Annotated in this window: 1 pseudogene; it reads left to right on the forward strand. The window is 62.0% G+C overall.

Annotated features, from left to right (window positions below):
• Positions 1-53: 53 nt before the first annotated feature.
• Positions 54-242: pseudogene (locus QSV46_RS40850) on the forward strand (hypothetical protein); the annotation flags it as partial.

The following is a 242-nucleotide window of genomic DNA, read 5'->3' on the forward strand; positions in this document are numbered from 1 at the left end:
GCACATCGCTGATCTGAAAAACGCCCTTCGGGGCGAACGGGAGAGCTTTGTCCATGTCTGAGAAGTATCCGAACGCGCCGGGGTCAAAGAGCGGTGGCGCATCCAAAGACGCCGCCGAGCAGATCGTCAGCCGAGCCAGCAAGCTCCGGTCGGCGATCACCAACCTCATGTCCAACGGCTACCGGCTGACCGCCGACGAGATCGCCAACCACATGCGCGAGAGCGTGTTGGCTATTCGTCCC

The organism is Bradyrhizobium cosmicum, assembly GCF_032290525.1.
GTDB lineage: Bacteria > Pseudomonadota > Alphaproteobacteria > Rhizobiales > Xanthobacteraceae > Bradyrhizobium > Bradyrhizobium cosmicum_A.